Origin of the sequence: Halalkaliarchaeum desulfuricum (genome assembly GCF_002952775.1) — an archaeon.
Taxonomy (GTDB): Archaea; Halobacteriota; Halobacteria; order Halobacteriales; family Haloferacaceae; genus Halalkaliarchaeum; species Halalkaliarchaeum desulfuricum.
In genome coordinates this window covers 3,294,338-3,313,120 of the sequence record NZ_CP025066.1, presented here as the reverse complement: position 1 = coordinate 3,313,120, position 18,783 = coordinate 3,294,338, and the positions used below count along the sequence as shown (strand labels likewise).

Here is an 18,783-nt window from a genome sequence, read left to right as displayed (position 1 = left end):
GGAGGAAACGTCGATTCGTTTCTTTGAGTGTCCCCCCACTCCGAACCTCCGCTTCTGTAGTTGCTCCTCAATCCGGGGCGGAGTTCCCATCCGTGTCCGGATCCAGGTCCACTTCCGAGCGGCGACGCCTCTGTTCCATATCCGGGAGTTTCTGAATCCCTGGGATATACCCGCGGTTCAAATTATCGTGGTTAAACGCAGGGCGTTGTATATAGGTGTTATCGCACACCATGGTAAAGATGGAAACGGTTTTTCGAACTGTGAGAAGACAACGGTATGCTCTTTATCCCCGCCGGGAAAGGGTGAGTCATGCTGCCACCCATCGCCGGCAGATTCGTCGCCGGAGAAACTCCGGCCGCAGCGTTCGAACACACCCGGCAGATGAACGATGACGGCGTCGGAGTTATTCTGAACCTCCTGGGAGAACACTACGACGATCCCGAACCCGTCGAAGAGGACACGCAGACGTATCTCGACCTGGTCGAGGACATCGCGGGAACCGAGATGGACGCCTGCGTCTCCGTGAAGCCATCCCAGCTGGGGCTCGACCTCGGCGACGACGTGTTCACGGAGAACTACCACCGGATCGTCGAGGCCGGCGCCGAACACGACGTCTTCGTGTGGTGTGACATGGAGGACGCGACAACCACGGATGCGACCCTGGACGCGTTCGACGAGGCGATGGACATCCATCCGTGGGGCGTTGGGCTGTGCGTCCAGGCGAACCTCAAACGGACGATGGACGACATGGAACGCATCGTCGATCGACCCGGTCGACTTCGCCTGGTGAAAGGAGCGTACAACGAGGATCCCGAGATATCTTATAAGGGAAAACAGCGGGTTAACGAGGCGTACAAGGAGTTGATTCGTTACTGCTTCGAGAACCGCGAGCGCGGTGTCGGCATCGGGAGCCACGATCCGGAGATGATCTCGTATGCAAAACGGCTCCACGACGAACACGGCACGGAGTTCGAAGTCCAGATGCTGATGGGAGTTCGCGAGGACGCCCAGCGGGATCTCGCCGCCCAGGGATACGAAGTCTGGCAGTACGCCCCGTACGGAAACAGGTGGATCTCCTACTTCTATCGCCGGCTGCGGGAACGCAAGGAGAACGCACTGTTCGCAGTGCGGGCAATTCTCGGCCAGTGAAGAGAACGGGGCTCCGAATCATTCCTCCAGGCGGTACCGAACCGTCGGTTCCCCGTCGAACCGAGGTCCATCTCCCGCCCGGCTGAACCCCTTGGTTTCCACTGCAGCTTTGCCCGTTTCGTCGCCGACAGCGACGATTGCCTCGACGGTCATCCCCTCGCTACGTGCGAACCTGATCGGTTCCTCCAGGAGTCGTTCGACTGCCTCGAGATCTCCGGCAAACTGGGTGACGTGAACTGTCTCCTGAGCCGCGTCGAACGAAACCATCGCACGTAACGGGTGATCGGTTTCGTTGCTCGTCGCTTCGGATTCGTCGCTCGTCGCTTCGGATTCGTCGTTTTCTTCCGATTCGTCGTTTTCTTCCGATTCGTCGTTTTCTTCCGGTTTATCGACTGCGACGCGGACGGTCCTGTCGTGAACGAGGTTCCGCATCACGTCCGCCGGCTGATCGGCCAACGTCGCCATCGCGTCGGCGTCTGCTTCGACCGCGTCACGCACTCGCATACTACACGTCTTCGGTCGGACACCTTTTAAGAGTGTCTGGTGGAGCCGATCGAACGAGGTGATTTTAAGAAGGCGGCCGTCGGAGCGATACGTATGAGCACGGCAACCAAGGTCGTTTTAGGTACAGTCGGAGTATCCGCGTTTCTCGTCGTGGTCATCCTCGCGATGTACGCGTTCGGATGAACGCTAGAGTCCCGCTGATCTCGTGACCGCGATACGAATCAGTTCGTTCGATCAGACGAGTGCCGGGAGTTCCGCGAGCGATTCGATCTCGTAGGTGGGTTCGGTCTGGAGTTCGTATCCGTTCCGGTGTTCCCGGCGGAGAAACGCGACATCTATCCCTGCCCGCCGAGCGGCGACCACGTCGACGTTGCTGTCACCGACGTACAGTGCCGAATTCGCCTCGATCGTCGAGAGTGCACGCTCGAGATAGTGTGGATTCGGCTTCCGGTTTCGGAACCCGTCGAGGGTCGGTTTCCGTCCGATCGCGACCGAAAAGAGGTCTCGAAGGTCGAACGTCTCGACAATGTACTCGATCGTCGCGTGCTGGTTGTTCGAGACCACTCCCCTCGTCGCATCGAACTCCCGAAGCGCGTCGACGTCTTCGTACACTCCCTTGATTCCCGCATCGATCGCCTCCTGCTGAGCCCTGGCCGCGTTTTCTTCCCGCCGAGACCAGAGCAGTTCGGGATCGATGTCGTGTTCGTCGCTAACCCGGTAAATCCCGTCGGCGTCATCCCCGACGAGAGCTTCGACGGCGTCCGGTGATGGATCGACGTCGAACTCCCGGAACGTCTCCCGCACTGCATCCCGGATCACGTCGTGTGGAGTGAGCTCCGTGAGCACACCGTCGTTGTCGAAAACAACCGTGTCGTAGCTCATGCGCGATCTTCGAAAGGGAGCCTCAAAACTCCTCCTGGACGATCTCCAGAGTGCGCTCGCGATCCTCCCAGGCGACGAACAGCGCCACCGACGTGGCGCTCGTGATGACGTCGTGGAGGTTGATCCCCGCCTCCGCGATCGGGGCGACGATCTCGTTTATCACTCCGGGTTGGTTCGGGAGTTCTCCACCAGTCACCCGGATGACCACGATGTCGTCCTCGACGGTCACCGACGAGAGCAGGTTGTCGTGAACGACCTCCTCGTGGAGGAGCGCCTCCGCCTCCTCAGCCCGTTCGACGTCGACGTAGAACGTCACCGAATCCATCCCGCTTGCGACCGCATCGATGTTGATGTCCTCGGTCCTGAGCGCCTGCGAGAGGTCCGCCAGGATCCCCGGACGGTTTCGGATCGATCGCCCGGCGACGGTGATACACGCGAGCGGCTCCTCCCGCATGTCGATCAGGTTCTCGAAGGCGCCCTCGATGCGTGTCCCGCCCGTGAGAAGATCCCCGTGCTGGTAGTGCACGACCCGAACGTCGAGATCGTCCGTCTTGTACGCGAGCGCGCTCGGTGCGATGACCTCTGCGCCCCGAAACGAGAGGTTCCGGAGCTCGTCGACGGTGATCTGTCCGACGTTTCGTGCGCCCTCGACGACGTGGGGGTCCCCTGTCATAACCCCTTCGACGTCCGTGACGATGACGACCTCGTCGGCATTCATATACCGGCCGAGCATGACAGCGGTGGTGTCGCTGCCGCCCCGCCCGAGTGTCGTGACGCGGCCGTCCGGCGTTTCCGCGAGGAACCCAGTGACGACCGGAACCACGTCCTCGAGTTTATCTGCGAGGGCTTCGACCCCGCGTTTGGTCACCTCGACGTCGACCTCCCCCTGTTCGTTCGTGACGATCGGCCACAGGTCCCTCCCGGGTTCGACGAACACCGCGTCGATCCCCCGGGCTGCAAGCGCCGCCTTGAGCATCCGGACGCTGGTGCGTTCCCCCATCGAGACGATCTCTGCGCGATCCGACTCGTCGGTCTCGAAGGAAATCTCCTCGAGGAGTTCGTCGGTGGTCGATCCCATCGCGCTCGCGACGACAGCGATTTCGTGGCCTTCACGCACGGCGTTGGCAATCGAATCGGCGGCTCGGTTGATCCGATCCCCGCTACCGAGACTGGTTCCGCCGAACTTCGCGACGACTCGCATCAACACTCACCCCGGGTTCGGGAGGTCGCCCCTGCAGATACTCGGTCGGTGGACGCTGCTTTTCGTTCGGCCACGCCCCTGGCTGGCGCTACCGGAAGCCCTCGATGACGGAGGTGAAACGTGCTCATGCGCCCCGGTAGCAGGGGGAAGCGGATAACTGTGTCCACTTCATCAACGGTTGCCAGCAGAACAGATATCAGACCTCGACGGGATTCATCGCCCATTTTCCGCGGTATTCACTCGTCTTCCGGTCCCCACGCGTCCGGCATCTCGATGACGTATCGTCCGTCCTCTTGCAGGGAAATAATGTACTCCTGCCGGTCGTAGAGTTCCATCAAGTTGAGTTCGTACTGTCCCTGGCTGATGATCTTGATGCTCTCGAACTGGCTGTTGAGTTCCTCCCGTAGCTGTGAGAGGTCCGGCCGGTCGAAGTCGTCGGCCTCTGGTTCCGTATCGGCTTCCCTGTCGGGGGCCGTTCCGGTTTCCGCATCCGAGGGCGAGTCGGTCTCCACGTCCGAGGGCGAGTCGGTCTCCGTGTTCGTTGATTCTGCCAGCGTTGAGAGTTCCTCCTCGGAAACCACGCCGGAGCGAGCGTCCGCCTGCGCGCGGTCTTCCGGAGGATCATCGGGCTCCGTGGAGGAGACTACCTCCCCGTCGTTGAAAGGTTCCTCTTGCTGTCCGCTGGTCGGTTCTTTCCGTTCGATCGGTTCTTTCCGTTCGATCGGTTCTTTCCGTTCGATCGGTTCTTTCCGTTCGGTCCGTTCTTTCCGTTTTTTGGTACTGTCACTCTCGACGGATTGGGACTGGTCCGCGGTGGATTTCCGTTGGTCTCGGGTGGCGGATTTCCGTTGGTCTTCGACTGCACTCGAGGGACGAAACTGGAACTTGTTCCCCCCACAGTCCGGGCAACCCGAAAGCATCTCTTTCGAACCGTCCGCGAAAACCCGACCGCAGGAGGTGCACTGGTGAGGCATGTCCGGCGTTCACTTCCGCGAGACGAGCGCGCTGATGAGGTTCTCGTCCTTGTGGAGCGTCTCGATCTGGTTCGCCGGACCGATAACGGTGAGTTTCTTCGTCGATTCCCGCCCCATGATGCGATCGAGGATCGACTGATTCGTGGTTTCCGCCCGGGGATACGTCTCGATCTCGATCCCGCTGAAGTCGTCCGGGCTGATCTCGGTCATCGTCACCTCGATGAGCTTCGACTCCTCGTCGGGCGAAAGCCCCTCCTCGAGGATGACGATGTTTCCGTCCCGGACGCCGTCGAGGATGAGCCGGATCTTCTCCATCCCGGTCAACCCCTCCATTCGGGCGCCGCTTATCAGGTCGATCCTGACGCCGTTGCCGTTGCCGCCGTCGGTTCCGTTCGTCCCGTCCGGTTCCCCGGGAACGGGTTCCAGGTCGGTAGGTGTTGCTTCGGGCATCTGTATCACCCGAACTTCTCCGCGATCTTGTCGTACACTTCGTCCATGTTGCTTCCCTCCAGCGCCGACAACGGTATCGTCTCGTGTTGTGGGAAGGCGTTCGCGACGCGCTGTATCTGTGACTCCTCGAGGTCCGTCTTGTTCGCCAGGATGAGCACTGGCAGATCCTGGGACTCGATGATCCCGACCAGCATGGTGTTCACCTGGGTGAACGGGTCCTCCGTCGAATCGAGCACGTAGATGACTCCGTCGACGTCCTCCCGGAGCCAGTGCATCGCCTCGGCTACCCCCTCGGTTGCCTCCCGGGACCGACGGACGGCGTCGTCTTTCTCCATGTCGTGGTCGAGGAACTCCTTGTAGTCGACCTTCGTCGTCACCCCGGGCGTGTCGACGATGTCGATCGTCACCGTCCGCCCGTTCCGTTCGATCTCGACACCTTCCTTGCGGCGTGCACGCCTCGTTTCGTGTGGAATGTGGCTCTCCGGCCCGACGGCGTCTCCCGTCCAGTCGCGGGCGATCCTGTTAGCGAGGGTCGTGTTGTGAACGACCAATCCGTCCCGGGTGGTGAATGTGTGGTGATCTGCAACCGTCAGATCGTAAATGTAGCCGTCGTAGTCTATCTGTTCGATCGAGACTATTTCGTCCCAGTAAACGTCGTTGTCGGCCAACCTGTGGATAAGCCTCGTTTTATCTCCCTCTGGGAGCCAGGTAGCCATGTCTTTGATACGGTCAACCGTAATCCGGTTTCGCCGTCGCATTCTAGCGACATGTTTGTTATCCCCGTAGAACTCCTGTTGAGTCATGCCGAGCTCCTCCCGAGACCCCTCAAGAAGCGGCATGATGGGGAGAGTGTGAATATTAGCGTTAGATTCTGCCTCGCAGAGACGGTCTAGTTGCTCTTTTTTGTAGTCGATATCGAAGCCGATGAACCGACGGAACAGACGATGTTGTTCGCTACGACCGATAACTAGTTCATAGTACGTTGAATCATCATGTGGCTTTTTACGGATTTTTCCGACAATACCGAAGCGGAGAAGCAATATTTGAATGCCTACCAAAAGCTCCCTGCTTGCACTTGACATGGTGACGTACCGGCCACGACTGGATCCATCTGCTCCTTGAACGCTCCCTTCACAATCGAATATTCCACGCAGGAACGCCCGAACAGTATGGTCGCTTGCGGTAAGGATACTTTTTGGTACGTATTTGTCCGACGATCCAGCAGGCGGACAGTCGAGCCGTTTCAAGTGCTCGATCAGGCTTCGGCTGTTTGCCCGAACGACCGGCGTTTTATTTTCATATTCGTACTCTTTCGCATCGAGGCCAAACTGAGTGAGATACTGCTGATACTCGGTACGGAGATCGTCGTTCTCATTCGAGAACGCAACGAATCTCTCGTCATGTTGAGCCTCTGATAACGTCAATGCGATAAACCGAGCAATGTCAGGATCTATACCACGGGATGTGATCGAGGCGGGGTTGTGATATTTCGATCTATACGTGACACAGCCACCATCGACACGAAGATTCGGATTCTGCGGTAGTTGAGATCGAACTCCTCCAGAGATGCTGTACGATGATAAAAGCGCAACTGAAGTTCCTTCAGATACCTCCTCTGCGGAGAGTTTTTCGATGCCGTTTTTGGTAATCGATACGAAAGGATGCTCCGGACTCACCGTCACTTCTCGACCCATACGAGTTTCGACTTTATACATCGGTCCACGGTATCGCTGCCGGAACACGTGAGTTACGTTCCCGACCGTCGACTCGAGGTCCTCACTGAGCGCAGGGATACGAAGATCGATTTCGTCCCGATCACCACATTCGAGCCACGTCTCGTGTGGCTCATCACTCACGTCGTTCGCATCCGGGATTTCGCTAGCGACCGAATCGAACACGTCGCTGATTTTTCGATACGTGCCGTCTGCAAGGAGTATCTCCTCGTTCGCTGCGAGGCACTTCCCCGCGTTAGGCGGACCGTAAATGCCGATTCGTTTGGGCTCGGATTCCGAGAACAGTCGGTCCGCGGCCCGTGTTATGCTGTCTTTCAGGTTCGTTATCAGTCCCATCCGTGGCCTCCTGAGGTCCTCCGCTTTCGGTCGATACGTGACCGTATACCGCATTGACGTCCCCGTGCGTACTTAAATCTGCGTCAGACATGTGTCTGGAATCACACGTTATCGGATTGTTGATTGGATGGGTTACGTACGCCCTTGTGGTAGTATAGTCGGAACCGTTGTACACGTCTTGTATATGATATCAAATAGGTTTTAATGTCAAACAGATTTTCGACGAAGGACGAAGTAGCTCGAACTACGCGATCCTCGATAGTTGACGAGTGGTACCTTGCCGTGTCTTTCTATGCCCCCCACCCCTTCGTTTCGACTGGAACTACACGACCCCGTGTAGACGAACGAATAGACTGCGAGAAAAATGGAACGTACACGGATATCGTTATTACATACAAACAATACCGTTATGAAAATAGTGGAGAGGAGAGGTTTGCGGATATTGTTTGGAATGCCATAGTATAAAACTACCGCTATACAATTACCGTTTCACCCCGCCCCACCTCTGTTCGTGTTCCACCCGAAACGAAGGGGTGGGGGGGTAGGTTGATAAAAACGAGAATGTTGAAAACGAGAATGTTGAAAACGTGATTGTTGGAAACGTGATTGTTGGAAACGTGATTGTTGGAAAGGCTCGGGGATCGAGCTCGGATCCACTCGCTTGGAAACATAACAGTAGTTGGCAATATTCCCAGGATTTATATGCAAATCCGGATCAGTTGAACCTGGAACGGTAGTTTGCACGTTCCAACCCGAATAAAGTAGATCACATTGCCAACAACTGATAACAGTCCGTCTCGACCTGAACCGTCGCCCCTTTTACTCCCGCTTGCGTCGTTCCGATATGGTCGGAACCGTCGTCTCGGTTGCCGCGACGTTCTCCGTCGTCGTCACCGCATTTTGGGTAATGTTACCAGCATACATACCGAACAACGTGGCTGTGGTCGCCGGCGGTGGTCGACCGATCGACGGCGGTGCAACCTGGGGCGGCAAACGAGTCCTCGGCGACGGCAAAACCTGGCGTGGAACCGCAGCCGGGACGATCGCGGGTGTTCTCCTCGCGATGGTTTTGAATATCGTCGTCGAGCCGATTGGCGCCGTCGTCGGTGTGGAACTTCCGAGTTTCCCGATCGCAGCCGCGTTCGGGCTGGCGCTGGGAGCAATGGTCGGCGACATCGCCGCTTCGTTCCTCAAGCGTCGTACCGGACGCGAACGCGGCGCCGCCTTCCCGGGTCTCGACCAACTCGACTTCGTCGTCGGAGGACTCGTCCTTTCGGCGGTGTTCGCGACCGACTGGTTTTTCGACACCTTCTCCGTCGCGATCGTTCTCGCAGTGCTGATCATCACCCCCGTGCTTCACGTCGGAACGAACGTTCTCGCGTACCGTATTGGACTGAAAGACGAGCCCTGGTGAATACGGCCAAAACGCGGCTGAACTCCCCGTTCAACCTGGTTCGGATTCGAGTCGGATTCGGTGTGGATCCGTTCGAAACGGGCAGGAAACGGGTGGTTTTTAATGCGAGGTGCCGTATCACTTCCCATATGTTCAAGGCCATCGTGAGCGCGTCCACGCTCCGGGACGCGCTCGACTCGGTGAGCGTGCTGGTCGACGAGTGCAAGATCCGGTTGAACGAGGACGAACTCTCCATTCGGGCGGTCGATCCTGCCAACGTCGGTATGGTCGATCTCTCCCTCGAAGCCGCCGCATTCGAGTCTTACGAAGCGGACGGGGGCGTCATCGGCGTCAACCTCAACCGTCTCGAGGACATCGCAGGCATGGCCGACAGCGACGATCTAATTCAGCTCGAACTCGACGAGGAGACCCGGAAGCTCCACATCCAGATGGACGGGCTCTCCTACACCCTCGCGCTCATCGATCCGGACGCGATCCGACAGGAGCCGGACATTCCCGACCTGGATCTTCCCGCGGAGATCGTTCTCGAGGGAGCACAGCTCGACCGGGGTATCAAGGCCTCCGACATGGTCAGCGACCACATTCGGCTGCGTGTCGAGGAAAACACCGAGGCGTTCTACATCGAAGCGGAGGGCGATACCGACGACGTCGACTTCGAACTCACCACCGAGGACCTCATCGATCTCACCGTCGGCCCCGCGGACTCGCTGTTCTCGCTCGATTATCTCAAGGACATGAACAAGGCGATCCCGGGCGATGCGGAAGTCGTCGTCGAACTCGGCGAGGAGTTCCCGGTCAAACTCCACTACGAGTTCTCCGAGGGGCTCGGTCAGGTTACCTACATGCTCGCTCCCCGGATCCAGAGCGACTGATCACAGCCGAATTCGGCCCGCCGCCTCCCGGAACTCCGGATCCCACAACTCCAGTTCGTCGACCTGCCACTCGACGTGGATCTCGCCGGCGGCCGACCGCAACCGCTCCAGTTCGCGTTCGACGTCCGGCCCGCCATGTCGGGCGAATTCGTTCGATCCGGGACTGAACCCGTTCGATCCGTTTTCTATCCCACGCGCCAGCGTCACGTGAGGGACGTATGCGTCGCCCTCGATCCCCTCGACCCCGCCGAAGGCCCGGACGAGCCGCCAGTGGAGCCGGATCAGTGGTTCGCTTTCGACGGCGAGGTACACGACCGGCCCCGGGCCCGCGGTCGGCTTTGGGAACGCGTCGATCCCCGTTATCTCCACCCGAAACGGTCCGGTACCGCGAACCAGGGGTCGGAGTTCCGATCGGAGCTCCGAGAGCGCGGCGTCCTTTTCGGGCGGACGGTGTGGATCCGAGAGAACGTCGACGCCGAGCCGCTTGCAGACGAGGGTACGTCGTTCACGGATCCGATCGAACCGGTCCAGCTCCGGCCGTAGCCGCTCTGCCAGGCGATCGACGGCGGACGGCAACGGGACGTTGAGGCTGAACATCGAACTATCCGGCGGTACGATCCATGACTCAGATCCGGTCGAGCAACCACAGCACGATGAGTATGACGATAACCAGTCCGATCACGGGCGTCAAAAGCCGGAAGAACGCCGTGGTGATCCGGAGGACCGCGCCCAGCACCTCGAGCACGAGCCAGACGACGACCAGTCCCAGCACGATCTTCAGGAGGGTCTCGACCTCGATTGCGCTGCGGAGATCCATATGAACCCTCGTTTCGTCGGGGACAAAAAGACTGTGTCGAATGTGAATTCTCCCGAAAACGACGATAAACAGCGAGAACCGTGCAGGAAGTTGTCGCAGATGATAACGACTTTCTCCTCGGGGGGCACAATCACCGGTATACATGGACTGGCGAAACCGGTCGCTGGTGTTCGTTTTGGTGGTGAGCGTCGCCGTCGTGGGGCTGACGGTCGCGTTCGCCGGTCCGGGAATCGCAGGTCCAGGGACGACCGCCTTCGACGATCCGTTCTTCCAGACCGACGACGCCGACGCGGACGACATCCTCCTCGAGGCCGACATCGACGAGAACGGGGACGCGGTCTGGACCGTCGAATACCGATTCCTTCTGGCGGATGAGGAGAGCGAGACGGCGTTCGAGGAACTAGAAACGGAGATCGCGGAAAACGAGACGCCGTACGTCGACCGGTTCGGCGAGCGAATGGAGTCGACCGTCGCAACCGCCGAGGAGTCGACCGGCCGGGAGATGTCTGTCTCGGACGTCGCGGTCGACACCTACAGACAGACGCTTGCTCGCGAGTACGGAGTGGTGGTGTATTCGTTCACCTGGGGCGGGTTCGCTGCCGTCGAGGACGACACGATCCTGGCGGGTGATGCGATCTCCGGGCTGTTCCTCGACGGCGACAGCCGGTTCGTCCTCGCCTGGCCGGACGGATACGAGGCGACGGAAGTGAGTCCCGAACCGACCAGGTCGACGCCGACGAGCGCGACCTGGGACGGACCGTTCGACTTCTCGAGTGACGAACCGCGAGTGACGATCGCCGCGACACCGTCGGAGCCGATCGATCCCACCGACCCCAGCGAGACGCCGATCTCGAGTGCTGTCATCGCCGGGGTGATCGCGATCGCGATCGTCGCCGTGACGTTCGTCTATCTCCGTCGCCGCGGTGGAGCCGTCGACACGACCGGAATCGACGAGCCGGGGGACGACGCGGCTGCCGGCGCCGGAGCGTCCGACGCGGCTGCCGGCGCCGGAGCGTCCGACGCGGCTGCCGGCGCCGGAGCGTCCGACGCCGCTGTTGCCGCGGGATCAGAGGCGGACGAAGACGACGCGGACCGGGCGGTACCCACGGCACCGGGCGAGGAGCTTTTGAGCCCCGAAGAGCGAGTGTTGAAACTCCTCCGGGAGCACGGCGGGCGGATGAAACAGCAGGAGGTGGTTCAGGAGATGGACTGGACCGACGCCCGGACGAGCCAGGTGGTCGGTTCGCTTCGCGAGGACGGCAAACTCGAGAGTTTCCGGCTCGGTCGGGAGAACGTCCTCAAACTCCCCGACGAGGACGACCAGCCGGATCGGGACGAACGATAATCCGGGACTCGTCGGTTTCGACGGGGAAACGCCCAAGAGCCCGCGACCCGATATCCAGGTATGAGTTTCCTTCGCAAGCTGGGGCGGATGAGCGCAACGGGCGCTCCTGACAGCCTCAAGCGTGCCGTGGCGTTCCTCGGCGTCCTCGCGCTCGGTTACGCCGTCCTCCTGGGTGACCTCCTCGTCGGGGTGGGAATCCTGTTCGTCCTGTTCGCGGCGATCACGTTGATGAGCGCCTTCGAGGTGGTCGAGGCGTACGAACGCCGGCCACTCACGATCTTCGGAGAGTATCGCCAGGTGCTCGCTCCCGGACTTCATGTGATTCCGCCGTTCGTTTCGCGGACGTACCCGTTCGACATGCGGACACAGACGCTGGACGTCCCCACTCAGGAGGCGATCACGCGGGACAACTCGCCGGTGACGGCGGACGCGGTGGTGTACATCAAGGTGATGGACGCCAAGAAGGCGTTCCTGGAGGTCGACGACTACAAGAAGGCCGTCTCGAATCTCGCACAGACGACGCTGCGTGCGGTCATCGGGGACATGGAACTGGACGACACGCTCTCCCGTCGGGAGACGATCAACGCGAAGATCCGGACGGAGCTGGACGAGCCGACCGACGAGTGGGGGATCCGCGTGGAATCCGTCGAGGTCCGCGAGGTCAACCCCACCCGCGAGGTCCAGCGGGCGATGGAAGAACAGACCTCCGCCGAGCGCCGTCGCCGGGCGATGATCCTCGAGGCACAGGGTGAACGCCGCTCCGCCGTCGAGAAGGCCGAGGGTGACAAACAGTCCAACATCATCCGGGCGCAGGGTGAAAAGCAGAGCCAGATCCTGGAAGCCCAGGGTGACGCGATCTCGACGGTGCTTCGAGCCCGGTCCGCGGAGGCGATGGGCGAACGCGCCATCATCGAACGCGGTATGGAAACCCTCGAAGCGATCGGTCAAGGCGAGTCCACCACGTTCGTGTTGCCCCAGGAGCTGACCAGCCTCGTCGGCCGGTACGGCAAGCAGCTGTCGGGCGCCGACGTCCAGGAGATGGAAGCGCTGGACGCCCTCGAGTTCGACGCCGAAACCGAGAAAATGCTCGGGCTCGACGACATCGAAGCCGCGCTCGAAGAGCTGGAGTCCCTGGAGATCGGTGGGACAAGCGGGGACGTTCCAACCGCCGAAGGCGAGGCGCGTCCGGACGAGGAGGATATCATTCCCGACGTCGAACGGTCCTGAGAACGCCGATCCTTTTCCGTCGACCGCTGGCTCACTCCGGCTCGGCGTCCTCGGTCGGAACGTCTCCGGACGGAACGACTTCCGGTGGAACACCACGGTCGCCGTCCTCCTCGCCGCCGATGTCGAACTCCCGACGGAGTTCGGCGATCCGGTCGCGGATGTCCGCCGCGAGTTCGAATTCGAGATTGCTCGCGGCCTCCTGCATCCGGTCCTCGAGCAGTTCGATCCGTCGGGTGGCCTCCTCGGCGTCGCCGACGTCGTCGCCCGCCAGCCCGCCGGTGTCGGTCTCGGCGCCCGGCAGGTTGGTTTCGCCCACCGGCTTCTCGATCGTCGTCGGCTCGTGGCCGTGTTTCTCGTTGTACTCCCGCTGGATCTCCCGGCGCCTCCGGGTCTCTTCGATCGCTGACTCCATCGAATCGGTGACCTCGTCGGCGTACAGCACCACCTCGCCGTTGACGTTTCGTGCGGCCCGCCCCATCGTCTGGACGAGGGTGGTTTCCGACCGGAGGAACCCCTCCTGATCGGCGTCGAGGATCGCCACCAGCGACACCTCCGGGATGTCCAGTCCCTCCCGAAGCAGGTTGATCCCGACGAGCACGTCGATGTTCCCCAGCCGGAGGTCCCGGACGATCTCGTGTCGCTCCAGCGTATCGGTTTCGTCGTGCATGTACGCCACGTCGACGCCGGCCTCCTCCAGGTACTCCGTGAGGTCTTCGGCCATGCGCTTGGTCAGCGTCGTCACCAGTGTCCGTTCTCCCCGGTCGATCCGGTCGTCGATCCGCCCCATGAGGTCCTCGACCTGTCCGGTGGCGTCTTGAATCTCGATCGCTGGATCCACCAGGTACGTCGGCCGGACGATCTGCTCGACCACCTGAGCGGAGTGTTCGCGTTCGTACTCGCCCGGCGTCGCGGAAACGTACAGCGTCTTGTCGGTCTTTTCCTCGAACTCTTCGAACGTGAGCGGCCGGTTGTCGAAGGCCGTCGGCAGGCGGAAGCCGTTCTCCACGAGCGACTCCTTGCGGGATTTGTCGCCCTCGAACTGACCTCGAATCTGCGGCAGCGTCTGGTGTGACTCGTCGACCACGGTGAGGAAGTCGTCCGGGAAGTAGTCCAACAGCGTGTACGGCGGTTCCCCGGAGTCTCGATCCGACAGGTGGACCGAGTAGTTCTCGATACCCGAGCAGTACCCGGTCTCCCTGAGCATCTCCAGATCGAACGTCGTCCGTTCGTCGATGCGCTGGGCCGCCACGAGGTCTCCCTGCCGTTCGAAATAGTCGACACGGCGTTCTCGCAACTGTTCGATCTCCTCGATGGCGCGCTCGAGGCGATCCTCGGGGATCGAGTAGTGCTCGGCAGGGTGGATCAGCGTCGCGGGCTCCCGTGATTCGACGGTCCCCTCCAGCGGATCGACCTTCGATATCCGGTCGATCTCCTCGCCCCACAGCTCGATCCGGAGCGGATACCGGCCGTACATCGGGAACACCTCGACGGTGTCGCCCCGTACCCGGAAAGTACCTTGCTTCAAGTCGACGTCGTTGCGCTCGTAGTTTCGGTCCACGAGCGCCGCGAGCAACTCCTCTCGGCCGATGGTTTCGCCGACCTCGATCTCGAGGGCCATCTCGCGGTAGTTTGCCGGATCTCCCAGCCCGTAGATGGCCGACACTGACGCGACGACGATCACGTCATCACGAGTCAAAAGCGACCGTGTCGCCGAGTGGCGCAGGCGGTCGATCTCCTCGTTGATCGACATCTCCTTGTCGATGTAGGTGTCGGTCTGCTCGACGTACGCCTCCGGCTGGTAGTAGGTGTAGTAGGAGACGAAGTACTCGACTGCGTTGTCCGGAAACAGGTTCTTGAATTCCTCGTACAGCTGGGCAGCGAGCGTCTTGTTGTGTGCAAGCACCAGCGTCGGCCGTTCGAGCTCTTCGAGTACCCACGAGACGGTGTTCGTTTTCCCGGATCCGGTGACGCCGAGGAGGGTCTGCTTTTCGGCACCCGCTCGGTACCCCTCGACCAGCTTCTCGATCGCGTCGGGCTGATCGCCGGCGGGATCGAAGGGGGCGTCGACCCGGAACGATCGGTCGACTTCGGGGCGGTCGGGTGACAGGGGGGTGTCTGCGTCGCTCACGGTCGATCAACGGGCCCCAGCTACTAAACGCCGATCGTTGTGTCACCGGGATCATTGACTGATAATGATTATGACGCCTGATTCGTATTGTGGTCAAACGGGGAGGATCGGGCCGTTCGTCTCAAAACGGCACTGCAAATTCCACGGGAACCCCCGTCGCGAAATACACCACTACGATTCCGAGACATGCCGCCGGCGGAATCGTCAGGTTGTCGTCGACCACGTAGCCCGCCACGACGGGCGTCGTGCCGTCGGCCACGGTCGCGCCCAGCGCCCCGACTGCCGCAGCGAGCGCGCCGACGGCGACGCCCGCAGTCGACACCGTAAACGGCGCGGCGAGCAGGAAACAGAAGCCGAACGTCGCCGCCAGCACGTCGGGATCCTTCCAGCCGCCGACCTCGCCGGAGCCCAGCATCCCGGAGACCGGGTCTCCCAGCGCGAGCATGAGCATTCCGGGGGCGGCGATCGTCGGGGCAAAGATGAACCCGACTGCGGCCATGCTCACCATGTACAGCGCGTAGCCGGCGACGCTGTCGTCCTCGTAGGGACGGGTAAGCTTCCGGTACACCCAGTGATCGAGCTCGACGACCAGCCGCAGGTACTCGAGAACGAACGCCACGACGAGCGCGACTGCGAGTACCGTCTGCACCGTCCACCAGGGCGCGCCCAGCAGCCACAGCGCCGGCAGCCCGGCGCCGGTCGCGTGAACCGCACGCCGTCCGAGTTCGAGACTCACGGCCGATCAGGCGCGTGAGACGTCCGTTTCGACGCTCTCGTAGGCGTTCTCGAGGTCGGCGAACCTTCGCTCACCGCCCGACAACGCCGACAGCTCCTCGTCGAGGGCGTCGATCGGCAGCCGGATCTGTGCAGCGGTGTCGCGCTCCCGGAGGGTAACCGTGTCCCTCCCGTCGCCTTCGATCCCGTCGCGGTCGACGGTCACGCAAAACGGCGTCCCGATCTCGTCCTGTCGGCGGTATCGTCGGCCGATCGAGCCGGAGTCGTCGGTCGTCACCGACAGCCCCTCGGCCCTGAGGTCCGCCGAGAGCTCCGTCGCCAGCGACGTCAGCCGATCGTCGTTCGACACCAGGGGAAAGACCGCGACGTCCGTGGGGGCAAGCCCGGGTTCGAGCGCCAGATACGTCCGCGACTCGCCGTCGACCTCGTCCTCGCGGTAGGCGTGCTCCAGGACGGTGTAGACGATTCGCCCGACGCCGAAGGAGGGCTCGATGACGTGGGGCCGCACGTGTTCGCCCGCTTCGGTCACCGTTTCGACCTCGAAGTTCGCGACGTCGGTGTCGACGGTGTACTCCTCGCCGTCGATCTCCACGGTGACTTCCTCGGCCTCGAACGCCGCCGGATCCCGCTCGGCCAGCGTCTCGAGGGCCGCCGCGACAGCGCCGGCGTCGCCGCCGAATTCGGGACCGAGCACGCTCATGTCCGGATCGACTGTCGGTCGTTCGACGGTCTTCGGTTCGTCGTACTGTCTGAAGACGGTGAACGCTTCCCCGGAGTGATCCTCGTGTTTCCGGAGGTCGTAGTCGGACCGGGTGGAGAAGCCGGCGATCTCGATCCAGTTGCCGCCGAGTTCGGCCTCGGCGTCCCAGCAGTCGGCCGCGTAGTGGGCGCGTTCGCCGGGGAGATGTTGCCTGAACCGGAGCCGGTCGAGGTCGACGCCGATCCGCCGGAACCACCGCTTCGCGACGCCGAGGTAGTAGCCGACCCAGGCGGATTCGATCGTTCCGTCCTCGATCGCTTCACCGACGGTCACGTCGACGTAGTCGCCGTCCTCCGCTTCCTGCTCGTCGATCGGATACAGCGTCAGTTTCACGTCTTCGACCTCCCCGATCGGCGGGTCGTCTCGCTCGGGGTCGACGAACTTCTCGAGTTCGGCCTGCGTGAACTCCCGGACACGGATGATCCCGCGGCGCGGCGAGATCTCGTTGCGGTATGCCGGCCCGATCTGGGTGACACCGAACGGGAGTTGGTTGCGGGCGTACTCCTTGAGACGCGGGAACTCGACGAAGATCCCCTGGGCGGTTTCCGGACGGAGATACCCCGCCTGGCCCGAACCGGGGCCGATCGTCGTCTCGAACATCAGGTTGAACTCCTCGACGGGCTCGCCGGCGAGTTCGGCCCCACAGGTCGGACAGGTAAGCTCGTGTTCGCGGATCAGTTCCTCGATTTCCTCGACCGGGAGCGATTCTGCCTCCTCGATGTCGGTCGCGTCCTCGATCAGGTGGTCGGCCCGGTGGGAGTCGCCGCAGGTCGCACACTCCACGAGCATGTCGTCGAAGCCGTCCAGGTGGCCCGAGGCCTCGAAGACCGCCTCGGGCATCACCGTCGGCGCCTCGATCTCGCTGTTGCCCTGCCGGACGGTGAAGCGATCGCGCCAGGCGTCCTCGAGGTTCCGTTTGAGCGCTGCGCCCTGGGGTCCGAACGTGTAGAAACCGGCGGTGCCACCGTAGACGCCGTTGGAGCCGAAAAAAAAGCCGCGACGTTTTGCGAGTTCGGAAAGTTCCCGGTCGGTCATAGGGCCTCCAGCAGGTCGACGTCCCGGACGATGCCGACGAGTTCGCCGCCGCTGACGAGCGGGATCTGTTCGATCTCGTTCGTGATCATCTCCTGGGCCGCCTCCTGTGCGGACCGGCGCTTGCTCACCGTCACGAGGTCGTCACTCATGAACTCCGAAACCGGCGCGGTCGGGATCTCGACGTTTCGAGTCGGGAGGTATCTGTTTCCGGTTCCCTTGATCCCCTCCCAGGCGTAGTCTGCGTCCTGGTCGGCGAAGCTGTTCCCGGTGCTCTCCTCACCCTCGACCACGCGGGCGACTTCGAGGATGTCGACCTCGGTGACGATCCCGGCCATCTTCCCGTGTTCGTCGAGACAGACCGCATACGGGACACGCGCGAGGCCGAGCTCGCGCTCGATGGTCGGCAGCGGCGTCCCGACGTAGGCGGCGTTGACCTCCCGGGTCGCGAGGTTGCCACATGGGGTGTCGCCGTTCTCGTGGCCGCGGGCGATCGCCCGGATCACGTCCGTGACGGTGACGATCCCCTCCAGCCCGCGGCCGTCGACCTCGACGACGGGGAGCCGCCGACCCCCTTTCTCCAGCATCAGATTCGCGGCCTCGACCAGCGTGTCCGCCGGGGTCACTGTCGGCACTTCCCGCATCAACAGCGCGAGCTGATCCTCCTCGGGTTTGGAGATGAGGTCGTCCCGCGAGACGATCCCTCGATACACCTCGTTGCCGTCATCCCGCTTTACCACGGGCACCGACGAGAAGCCGTGCTCCTGGATGTACGTGAGTGCGTCGTCGCGGGTCCCCGGAAGTTCGACGACGACGAGCTCCGAGCGCGGCGTCATTGCGTCTTCGACGTTCATGGGCTCCCCTATTGCGTCGTACCTCTTGTATACTGCGAAGGACATCTCGGGGGGATCTGCCCGTGAAATCCCTCGTTGTGGGGTCGAACCCGGGACAAATCCTAAACACACTTTAAATTCAAAGCACGAACGTGTGTCGATTTCCGTAGTTTCTTCCTGTCGTTTCGACGAATTTAAATACGCGAGTGTGCTGGTTCCAACCATGACACGGGACCCCACGCCACGGGACGATTCACAGGTGATGGCCTCCGTCGACGAGAGCGCATCGCGCCCGTCGCTCGTCATTGCGGACATCTCCACGGAGGAGGCGTGGCTTTCGGTCCGACAGTCGGACGCGGCGGTTCTCGAGGAGTGGTGTTGAGCGGATAAC

At 61.6% G+C, this 18,783-nt stretch carries 18 protein-coding genes and 2 pseudogenes; 7 read left to right on the top strand and 13 right to left on the bottom strand.

Annotated elements, in window-relative coordinates:
- The first annotated feature begins 309 nt into the window (after positions 1 to 309).
- Positions 310 to 1,149, top strand: a complete 840-nt coding sequence (locus tag AArcSl_RS16580; protein WP_119821602.1) for a proline dehydrogenase family protein — start codon at positions 310 to 312, stop codon at positions 1,147 to 1,149.
- 18 nt (positions 1,150 to 1,167) lie between these two features.
- On the opposite strand, the gene AArcSl_RS16575 is transcribed toward AArcSl_RS16580, so the two are convergent.
- Positions 1,168 to 1,653, bottom strand: coding sequence for a hypothetical protein (locus AArcSl_RS16575; protein ID WP_119821600.1), 486 nt, complete (start codon positions 1,651 to 1,653; stop codon positions 1,168 to 1,170).
- 93 nt (positions 1,654 to 1,746) lie between these two features.
- Here AArcSl_RS16575 and AArcSl_RS17845 point away from each other — a divergent pair, with 93 nt between their 5' ends.
- Positions 1,747 to 1,836 carry an adenosine deaminase gene (locus tag AArcSl_RS17845; protein ID WP_119821598.1) on the top strand — a complete coding sequence of 30 codons (90 nt, stop codon included), beginning with the start codon at positions 1,747 to 1,749 and terminating at the stop codon, positions 1,834 to 1,836.
- Between the two features lie 51 nt (positions 1,837 to 1,887).
- Here AArcSl_RS17845 and AArcSl_RS16565 read toward each other — a convergent pair whose 3' ends face one another.
- The 6 genes and pseudogenes from AArcSl_RS16565 to AArcSl_RS17530 form a co-directional block, all read right to left on the bottom strand.
- Positions 1,888 to 2,535 (bottom strand): HAD family hydrolase, encoded by a 648-nt coding sequence (locus tag AArcSl_RS16565; RefSeq protein ID WP_119821596.1) that lies wholly within the window; start codon positions 2,533 to 2,535, stop codon positions 1,888 to 1,890.
- 22 nt (positions 2,536 to 2,557) lie between these two features.
- On the bottom strand, positions 2,558 to 3,736 hold the full coding sequence (locus AArcSl_RS16560) for an aspartate kinase (RefSeq protein WP_119822055.1): 1,179 nt from the start codon (positions 3,734 to 3,736) through the stop codon (positions 2,558 to 2,560).
- A 236-nt stretch (positions 3,737 to 3,972) separates the two neighbouring features.
- The gene (locus tag AArcSl_RS16555) at positions 3,973 to 4,710 is read right to left on the bottom strand and encodes an OapC/ArvC family zinc-ribbon domain-containing protein (RefSeq protein WP_119821593.1); all 738 of its coding nucleotides are present in this window, start codon (positions 4,708 to 4,710) and stop codon (positions 3,973 to 3,975) included.
- Positions 4,711 to 4,719: 9 nt separating this feature from the next.
- Positions 4,720 to 5,160 (bottom strand): DUF2073 domain-containing protein, encoded by a 441-nt coding sequence (locus tag AArcSl_RS16550; protein ID WP_119821591.1) that lies wholly within the window; start codon positions 5,158 to 5,160, stop codon positions 4,720 to 4,722.
- 5 nt (positions 5,161 to 5,165) lie between these two features.
- Positions 5,166 to 5,696, bottom strand: a pseudogene (locus tag AArcSl_RS17535) (GTPase); the annotation flags it as partial.
- A 6-nt stretch (positions 5,697 to 5,702) separates the two neighbouring features.
- A pseudogene (locus tag AArcSl_RS17530) lies at positions 5,703 to 7,229 on the bottom strand (LAGLIDADG family homing endonuclease); the annotation flags it as partial.
- Positions 7,230 to 8,073: 844 nt separating this feature from the next.
- On the opposite strand from AArcSl_RS17530, the gene AArcSl_RS16540 reads away from it, so the two are divergent.
- Positions 8,074 to 8,643, top strand: coding sequence for a CDP-2,3-bis-(O-geranylgeranyl)-sn-glycerol synthase (locus tag AArcSl_RS16540; RefSeq protein WP_119821589.1), 570 nt, complete (start codon positions 8,074 to 8,076; stop codon positions 8,641 to 8,643).
- A gap of 128 nt (positions 8,644 to 8,771) precedes the next feature.
- A complete protein-coding gene (locus AArcSl_RS16535; protein ID WP_119821587.1) occupies positions 8,772 to 9,515 on the top strand; it encodes a DNA polymerase sliding clamp in 744 nt (247 codons plus the stop codon).
- On the opposite strand, the gene AArcSl_RS16530 is transcribed toward AArcSl_RS16535, so the two are convergent.
- Together AArcSl_RS16530 and AArcSl_RS16525 are read right to left on the bottom strand one after the other, a co-directional pair.
- The gene (locus tag AArcSl_RS16530) at positions 9,516 to 10,112 is read right to left on the bottom strand and encodes a 2'-5' RNA ligase family protein (RefSeq protein WP_119821585.1); all 597 of its coding nucleotides are present in this window, start codon (positions 10,110 to 10,112) and stop codon (positions 9,516 to 9,518) included. It abuts the gene before it with no gap.
- A gap of 28 nt (positions 10,113 to 10,140) precedes the next feature.
- On the bottom strand, positions 10,141 to 10,332 hold the full coding sequence (locus AArcSl_RS16525; RefSeq protein WP_119821583.1) for a DUF7554 family protein: 192 nt from the start codon (positions 10,330 to 10,332) through the stop codon (positions 10,141 to 10,143).
- 142 nt (positions 10,333 to 10,474) lie between these two features.
- Between AArcSl_RS16525 and AArcSl_RS16520 the strand changes: the two genes are divergently transcribed.
- Positions 10,475 to 11,677 carry a helix-turn-helix transcriptional regulator gene (locus AArcSl_RS16520; RefSeq protein ID WP_119821581.1) on the top strand — a complete coding sequence of 401 codons (1,203 nt, stop codon included), beginning with the start codon at positions 10,475 to 10,477 and terminating at the stop codon, positions 11,675 to 11,677.
- An 87-nt stretch (positions 11,678 to 11,764) separates the two neighbouring features.
- Positions 11,765 to 12,904 (top strand): SPFH domain-containing protein, encoded by a 1,140-nt coding sequence (locus tag AArcSl_RS16515; protein WP_119821579.1) that lies wholly within the window; start codon positions 11,765 to 11,767, stop codon positions 12,902 to 12,904.
- Positions 12,905 to 12,935: 31 nt separating this feature from the next.
- On the opposite strand, the gene uvrB is transcribed toward AArcSl_RS16515, so the two are convergent.
- The 4 genes from uvrB to AArcSl_RS16495 form a co-directional block, all read right to left on the bottom strand.
- Positions 12,936 to 15,032 carry an excinuclease ABC subunit UvrB gene (gene uvrB, locus AArcSl_RS16510; RefSeq protein WP_119821577.1) on the bottom strand — a complete coding sequence of 699 codons (2,097 nt, stop codon included), beginning with the start codon at positions 15,030 to 15,032 and terminating at the stop codon, positions 12,936 to 12,938.
- Positions 15,033 to 15,153: 121 nt separating this feature from the next.
- Positions 15,154 to 15,768, bottom strand: a complete 615-nt coding sequence (locus AArcSl_RS16505) for a dolichol kinase (RefSeq protein WP_119821575.1) — start codon at positions 15,766 to 15,768, stop codon at positions 15,154 to 15,156.
- Positions 15,769 to 15,774: 6 nt separating this feature from the next.
- Positions 15,775 to 17,562: a glycine--tRNA ligase gene (gene glyS, locus AArcSl_RS16500; protein ID WP_119821573.1), complete on the bottom strand. Its 1,788-nt coding sequence runs from the start codon at positions 17,560 to 17,562 to the stop codon at positions 15,775 to 15,777.
- Positions 17,559 to 18,413 (bottom strand): CBS domain-containing protein, encoded by an 855-nt coding sequence (locus AArcSl_RS16495; protein WP_119821571.1) that lies wholly within the window; start codon positions 18,411 to 18,413, stop codon positions 17,559 to 17,561. Before AArcSl_RS16495 ends, glyS begins: the two co-directional genes overlap by 4 nt.
- 202 nt (positions 18,414 to 18,615) lie before the next feature.
- Here AArcSl_RS16495 and AArcSl_RS17175 point away from each other — a divergent pair, with 202 nt between their 5' ends.
- Entirely contained in the window at positions 18,616 to 18,774 is a 159-nt protein-coding gene (locus AArcSl_RS17175) for a DUF7556 family protein (RefSeq protein WP_193588482.1), read from the top strand.
- Positions 18,775 to 18,783 lie beyond the last annotated feature (9 nt).

Coding starts and splice junctions, on each gene's coding strand:
- AArcSl_RS16575 (WP_119821600.1), bottom strand. CDS start 1,653: ATGCGAGTGCGTGACGCGGTCGAAGCAGACGCCGACGCGATGGCGACG.
- AArcSl_RS16555 (WP_119821593.1), bottom strand. CDS start 4,710: ATGCCTCACCAGTGCACCTCCTGCGGTCGGGTTTTCGCGGACGGTTCG.
- glyS (WP_119821573.1), bottom strand. CDS start 17,562: ATGACCGACCGGGAACTTTCCGAACTCGCAAAACGTCGCGGCTTTTTT.
- AArcSl_RS16515 (WP_119821579.1), top strand. CDS start 11,765: ATGAGCGCAACGGGCGCTCCTGACAGCCTCAAGCGTGCCGTGGCGTTC.
- AArcSl_RS16530 (WP_119821585.1), bottom strand. CDS start 10,112: ATGTTCAGCCTCAACGTCCCGTTGCCGTCCGCCGTCGATCGCCTGGCA.
- AArcSl_RS16565 (WP_119821596.1), bottom strand. CDS start 2,535: ATGAGCTACGACACGGTTGTTTTCGACAACGACGGTGTGCTCACGGAG.
- AArcSl_RS16520 (WP_119821581.1), top strand. CDS start 10,475: ATGGACTGGCGAAACCGGTCGCTGGTGTTCGTTTTGGTGGTGAGCGTC.
- AArcSl_RS16535 (WP_119821587.1), top strand. CDS start 8,772: ATGTTCAAGGCCATCGTGAGCGCGTCCACGCTCCGGGACGCGCTCGAC.
- AArcSl_RS16495 (WP_119821571.1), bottom strand. CDS start 18,413: ATGAACGTCGAAGACGCAATGACGCCGCGCTCGGAGCTCGTCGTCGTC.
- AArcSl_RS16560 (WP_119822055.1), bottom strand. CDS start 3,736: ATGCGAGTCGTCGCGAAGTTCGGCGGAACCAGTCTCGGTAGCGGGGAT.
- AArcSl_RS17175 (WP_193588482.1), top strand. CDS start 18,616: ATGACACGGGACCCCACGCCACGGGACGATTCACAGGTGATGGCCTCC.
- AArcSl_RS16525 (WP_119821583.1), bottom strand. CDS start 10,332: ATGGATCTCCGCAGCGCAATCGAGGTCGAGACCCTCCTGAAGATCGTG.
- AArcSl_RS16550 (WP_119821591.1), bottom strand. CDS start 5,160: ATGCCCGAAGCAACACCTACCGACCTGGAACCCGTTCCCGGGGAACCG.
- AArcSl_RS16540 (WP_119821589.1), top strand. CDS start 8,074: ATGGTCGGAACCGTCGTCTCGGTTGCCGCGACGTTCTCCGTCGTCGTC.
- AArcSl_RS17845 (WP_119821598.1), top strand. CDS start 1,747: ATGAGCACGGCAACCAAGGTCGTTTTAGGTACAGTCGGAGTATCCGCG.
- AArcSl_RS16580 (WP_119821602.1), top strand. CDS start 310: ATGCTGCCACCCATCGCCGGCAGATTCGTCGCCGGAGAAACTCCGGCC.